This window comes from Streptomyces sp. CO7, from assembly GCF_053474865.1.
Window position 1 is genome coordinate 189,546 of the sequence record NZ_JBRIOU010000008.1, and the last position, 6,069, is coordinate 195,614.

3 protein-coding genes and 1 pseudogene are annotated in these 6,069 nt (G+C 69.3%); all 4 read left to right on the top strand.

Annotated elements, in window-relative coordinates:
- Window positions 1–382, top strand: a 382-nt coding sequence (locus ACOV8S_RS25765; protein WP_448320627.1) for a DUF721 domain-containing protein, incomplete at its 5' end; no start/stop codon positions are given.
- Between the two features lie 652 nt (window positions 383–1,034).
- On the top strand, window positions 1,035–3,077 hold the full coding sequence (gene gyrB / locus ACOV8S_RS25770) for a DNA topoisomerase (ATP-hydrolyzing) subunit B (RefSeq protein WP_382556925.1): 2,043 nt from the start codon (window positions 1,035–1,037) through the stop codon (window positions 3,075–3,077).
- Between the two features lie 66 nt (window positions 3,078–3,143).
- Window positions 3,144–5,828: a DNA gyrase subunit A gene (gene gyrA / locus ACOV8S_RS25775; RefSeq protein WP_448320629.1), complete on the top strand. Its 2,685-nt coding sequence runs from the start codon at window positions 3,144–3,146 to the stop codon at window positions 5,826–5,828.
- A 20-nt stretch (window positions 5,829–5,848) separates the two neighbouring features.
- A pseudogene (locus tag ACOV8S_RS25780) lies at window positions 5,849–6,069 on the top strand (DUF3566 domain-containing protein); the annotation flags it as partial.

Sequence of the window (6,069 nt, forward strand, 5' to 3'; positions counted from 1 at the left end):
GTCCGGTTCACGGGGCGACGGCCGCGATCCGATGGCGCTGGGCGCGGCGATCAACCGGCTGGTGACCGAGCGGGGCTGGGAACGGCCGGCGGCGGTCGGCGGGGTCATGGGGCGGTGGCCGCAGATCGTGGGCGACGACGTGGCCAACCACTGTTCGCCGGAGCGGTACGACGAGGACGAGCGCGAACTGGTGGTGCGGTGCGACTCGTCGGCGTGGGCGGCGAACCTGCGGTTGCTGGCGCCGCAGTTGGTGGCGCGGCTGAACGCGGATCTCGGGCACGGGACGGTGCGGGTGATCAAGGTGCTGGGTCCCGCGGGGGCGGCGCGTCCCCGTTACGGTCCGTTGCGCGCGTCCGGCAGCCGCGGCACCCACGACTGGTGACCTCGCCCTCCTCGGCGGGGGCGGTGCCTTCGCGGGGCTGATCCCGGGGGGACAGCACTCCTCCATCCCCCGGCCCCCTTCCCACAGGGCTCACGTTCCGCGGAGCGGGCCGTCCCGGGCGTACGCGCCGCCTGCGCCCACCCTTCCCCAGCCTTCGGCCGGGGGTACCCCCAGCCGTCCAGCGGCACGATCGCCCGCAGACGGAGCCGGCGGATGGCGCCCGCGGTCGCGAGGAGCGGGCAACGCCCACAAGCGGAGTGGCGGCCCCCGCCGCGGGTCAGGCATGCCCCGCTCCGGCCGGGAAAACAGGGCTGGGGCGGGTGTTCGAAGGGCGGGGTGCTGAAGGTGACCTTCCGGTAGCCATGGGTTGACAAGGCAAAGCGCTGAGTGCCGCTGTGAGGCTCTTGGAGCCCCGCCCCGCATATGGGGAGTCGGTCCGGTCCGGTTCAGGGCGGCACATGCGAACTGAGGTGCCCGCAACGGCCCATCAGTGTCGGCGCTAGCGGTAGACTGGAGCGCAATCCCGCCCCACTTGTGGGACACACACCGAGCAACGCTGATCCAGGTTGAAAACCGCTACATGCCGCAGCCGCTCCGGTCGCCAGGTCATCGGCCGCGAGTACGGCTTGTGCTGTGCCAGAAAGGGCGCTTCGTGGCCGATTCCGGCAACCCCAACGAGAACATCCCGTCCAACGACGCCGCCGCAGCAGCCGGGGGCGAATCGTCCTCGTACGACGCGAGCGCCATCTCCGTGCTCGAAGGGCTGGACGCGGTCCGCAAGCGGCCCGGCATGTACATCGGCTCGACCGGTGAGCGTGGCCTGCACCACATGGTGCAGGAGGTCGTGGACAACTCCGTCGACGAGGCGCTGGCCGGCCACGCGGACACCATCGAGGTGACGATCCTCCCCGACGGCGGCGTCCGCTGCGTCGACAACGGCCGTGGCATCCCCGTCGGCATCGTGCCGGGCCAGGGGAAGCCGGCCGTCGAGGTCGTGCTCACCGTCCTGCACGCGGGCGGCAAGTTCGGAGGCGGCGGTTACGCCGTCTCCGGTGGTCTGCACGGCGTCGGCGTCTCCGTCGTCAACGCCCTCTCCACCCGGGTGTCCGTCGAGGTGAAGACCGACGGGTTCGTGTGGACGCAGGACTACAAGGCGGGCGTGCCGACGGCGCCGCTGGCCAAGGGCGAGCCGACCGAGGAGACGGGCACCTCGGTCACCTTCTGGGCGGACCCGGACATCTTCGAGACCACGGAGTACTCGTTCGAGACCCTCTCCCGCCGGTTCCAGGAGATGGCGTTCCTCAACAAGGGGATCTCCATCAGCCTGACCGACGAGCGCGAGACCGCGAAGGCCACGGCCGGCGCGGACGAGGCGGGCGCGGACGACAAGCCCGAGGTCAAGACCGTCACGTACAAGTACGACGGCGGCATCGTCGACTTCGTGAAGTACCTCAACTCCCGCAAGGGCGAGATGGTCCACCCGACCGTCATCGACATCGAGGCCGAGGACAAGGAGCGTCAGCTCTCCCTCGAGGTCGCGATGCAGTGGAACGGCGGCTACAGCGAGGGCGTGTACTCCTTCGCCAACGTCATCCACACCCATGAGGGCGGTACCCACGAGGAGGGCTTCCGCGCCGCGCTGACCACGCTGATCAACAAGTACGCGCGCGACAAGAAGCTGCTTCGCGAGAAGGACGACAACCTCACCGGTGACGACATCCGCGAGGGTCTGACCGCGATCATCTCGGTCAAGCTGGGCGAGCCGCAGTTCGAGGGCCAGACCAAGACCAAGCTGGGCAACACCGAGGTCAAGACCTTCGTCCAGCGCGTGGTGCACGAGCACCTCACGGACTGGCTGGACCGCAACCCCAACGAGGCCGCGGACATCATCCGCAAGGGCATCCAGGCCGCCACCGCCCGGGTCGCGGCCCGCAAGGCGCGCGACCTGACCCGCCGCAAGGGGCTGCTGGAGTCCGCCTCGCTGCCGGGCAAGCTGGCCGACTGCCAGTCCAACGACCCGGTCAAGTGCGAGATCTTCATCGTCGAGGGCGACTCCGCCGGCGGCTCCGCCAAGTCCGGCCGGAACCCGCAGTACCAGGCGATCCTTCCGATCCGCGGCAAGATCCTCAACGTCGAGAAGGCGCGGATCGACAAGATCCTGCAGAACCAGGAGATCCAGGCGCTGATCTCCGCCTTCGGCACCGGCGTGCACGAGGACTTCGACATCTCCAAGCTCCGCTATCACAAGATCATCCTCATGGCGGACGCCGACGTCGACGGCCAGCACATCAACACGCTGCTGCTGACCTTCCTGTTCCGCTTCATGCGGCCGCTGGTGGAGGCCGGGCACGTCTTCCTCTCCCGTCCGCCGCTGTACAAGATCAAGTGGGGCCGGGACGACTTCGAGTACGCCTACTCCGACCGTGAGCGCGACGCCCTGATCGAGCTGGGCCGCAGCAACGGCAAGCGGATCAAGGACGACTCGGTGCAGCGCTTCAAGGGTCTCGGCGAGATGAACGCCGAGGAGCTGCGGATCACGACCATGGACCAGGAGCACCGGGTCCTCGGCCAGGTCACCCTCGACGACGCCGCCCAGGCCGACGACCTGTTCTCGGTCCTCATGGGCGAGGACGTCGAGGCCCGCCGCGCCTTCATCCAGCGCAACGCCAAGGACGTCCGCTTCCTCGACATCTGAGTCGGTCACTGCTGCCCCGCGCAGCCGAGCAATCGCTGACCGCACCAGGAAGGATCTTCACCAGCAATGGCCGACGAGAACACTCCCGTCACTCCTGACCCCGAGCCCGTTGAGGGCGCCGCGACGCCGGTCGCCCCCGTGGTCGCCGACGACGAGATCGCGATGCGCATCGAGCCGGTCGGGCTCGAGACGGAGATGCAGCGCTCGTACCTCGACTACGCGATGTCCGTCATCGTCTCGCGTGCGCTGCCGGACGTCCGGGACGGCCTCAAGCCCGTCCACCGGCGTGTGCTGTACGCCATGTACGACGGCGGCTACCGGCCCGAGAAGGGCTTCTACAAGTGCGCCCGCGTCGTCGGCGACGTGATGGGCAACTACCACCCGCACGGCGACTCCTCCATCTACGACGCCTTGGTCCGCCTGGCCCAGCCGTGGTCGATGCGGATGCCGCTCGTCGACTCCAACGGCAACTTCGGTTCCCCGGGCAACGACCCGGCCGCGGCCATGCGGTACACCGAGTGCAAGATGGCGCCGCTGTCCATGGAGATGGTCCGCGACATCGACGAGGAGACCGTCGACTTCACGGACAACTACGACGGCCGCTCCCAGGAGCCGACCGTCCTGCCGTCCCGCTTCCCGAACCTGCTGATCAACGGCTCGGCCGGCATCGCGGTCGGCATGGCGACCAACATCCCGCCGCACAACCTGCGCGAGGTCGCCGCCGGCGCCCAGTGGTACCTGGAGAACCCGGAGGCCTCCCAGGAGGACCTCCTGGACGCCCTGCTGGAGCGCATCAAGGGCCCCGACTTCCCGACCGGCGCCCTGGTGGTGGGCCGCAAGGGCATCGAGGAGGCCTACCGGACCGGCCGCGGCTCGATCACCATGCGCGCGGTGGTCGAGGTCGAGGAGATCCAGAACCGCCAGTGCCTGGTCGTCACCGAGCTGCCCTACCAGGTCAACCCGGACAACCTCGCCCAGCGGATCGCCGACCTGGTCAAGGACGGCAAGATCGGCGGCATCGCCGACGTCCGCGACGAGACCTCCTCGCGCACCGGCCAGCGCCTGGTCATCGTGCTCAAGCGGGACGCGGTCGCCAAGGTCGTCCTCAACAACCTGTACAAGCACACCGACCTGCAGACCAACTTCGGCGCCAACATGCTGGCCCTGGTCGACGGCGTGCCGCGCACCCTCTCGCTGGACGCCTTCATCCGGCACTGGGTGACGCACCAGATCGAGGTCATCGTCCGGCGCACGAAGTTCCGGCTGCGCAAGGCCGAGGAGCGCGCCCACATCCTGCGCGGTCTGCTCAAGGCCCTGGACGCGATCGACGAGGTCATCGCCCTGATCCGCCGCAGCGACACGGTGGACGTGGCCCGCGGCGGCCTGATGAGCCTGCTGGAGATCGACGAGATCCAGGCCAACGCGATCCTGGAGATGCAGCTCCGCCGGCTCGCCGCCCTGGAGCGCCAGAAGATCATCCAGGAGCACGACGAGCTCCAGGCGAAGATCAACGAGTACAACGAGATCCTCGCCTCGCCGGTCCGTCAGCGCGGCATCGTCAGCGAGGAGCTGGCCGCGATCGTCGAGAAGTTCGGCGACGACCGCAAGAGCGCGCTGGTGCCCTACGACGGCGACATGTCCATCGAGGACCTGATCGCCGAGGAGGACATCGTCGTCACGGTGACCCGCGGCGGCTACATCAAGCGCACCAAGACGGTGGACTACCGCGCCCAGAAGCGCGGCGGCAAGGGCGTGCGGGGCACGAAGCTCAAGGAAGACGACATCGTCGACCACTTCTTCGTCTCCACCACCCACCACTGGCTGCTGTTCTTCACCACCAAGGGCCGGGTCTACCGGGTCAAGGGGTACGAGCTGCCGGACGCCGGCCGGGACGCCCGCGGCCAGCACGTCGCCAACCTGCTGGCCTTCCAGCCGGACGAGCAGATCGCCGGCATCCGCGCGATCCGCGACTACGAGGTCGCCCCGTACCTGGTGCTCGCCACCAAGAGCGGCCTGGTGAAGAAGACCTCGCTGAAGGACTACGACTCCCCGCGCTCCGGCGGCGTCATCGCGATCAACCTCCGCCAGATGGAGGACGGCAGCGACGACGAGCTGATCGGCGCCGAGCTGGTCTCGCCCGACGACGACCTGCTCCTCATCAGCAGGAAGGCCCAGTCCCTGCGGTTCACCGCGACGGACGACTCGCTGCGCCCGATGGGCCGCGCGACCTCCGGCGTGAAGGGCATGAGCTTCCGCGAGGGCGACCAGCTGCTCTCGATGAATGTGGTGCGACCGGGTACGTTCGTCTTCACCGCGACCGACGGCGGGTACGGCAAGCGGACCGCCGTCGAGGAATACCGGGTGCAGGGCCGTGGCGGTCTGGGCATCAAGGCTGCCAAGATCGTCGAGGACCGCGGGTCGCTCGTCGGCGCGCTGGTGGTGGAGGAGAGCGACGAGATCCTCGCCATCACGCAGGCCGGCGGCGTGATCCGCACCCGGGTGAGCGAGGTCAGGGAAACCGGCCGTGACACCATGGGCGTCCAGCTGATCAACCTGGGCAAGCGTGACGCGGTGGTCGGCATCGCGCGCAACGCCGAGGCGGGCCGCGAGGCGGAGGAGGTCGACGGCGACATCGTCGTCGACGAGGCCGCCGGGACCACGGAGGGCGCCGGATCCACGGTGTTCGACGCAACGGACGCTGAGGCCGGGACGACCGGCGCGGACGAGGGTGAGTCGCCCTCGGCCGAGTAGGCACGAGGAGTGAGACGAGCGTGAACGGAGCCACGGGCGCCGGACCGACCGGTGGGGAGACCGACGGCGGCGGCCGTGGCTCCTTCGCGCAGCAGCAGGCACAGGCCCCGTCGCAGAAGGCGGCGGAGGCCCATCAGACCCATGGATCCCAGGGGGGAACCGTGACCCAGCCCACCCAGCCCTACGAGCAGCCCGGCCAGGCCCAGGCGCAGGGGCGTCCCGAGGTGACGCCGCTGCCGAC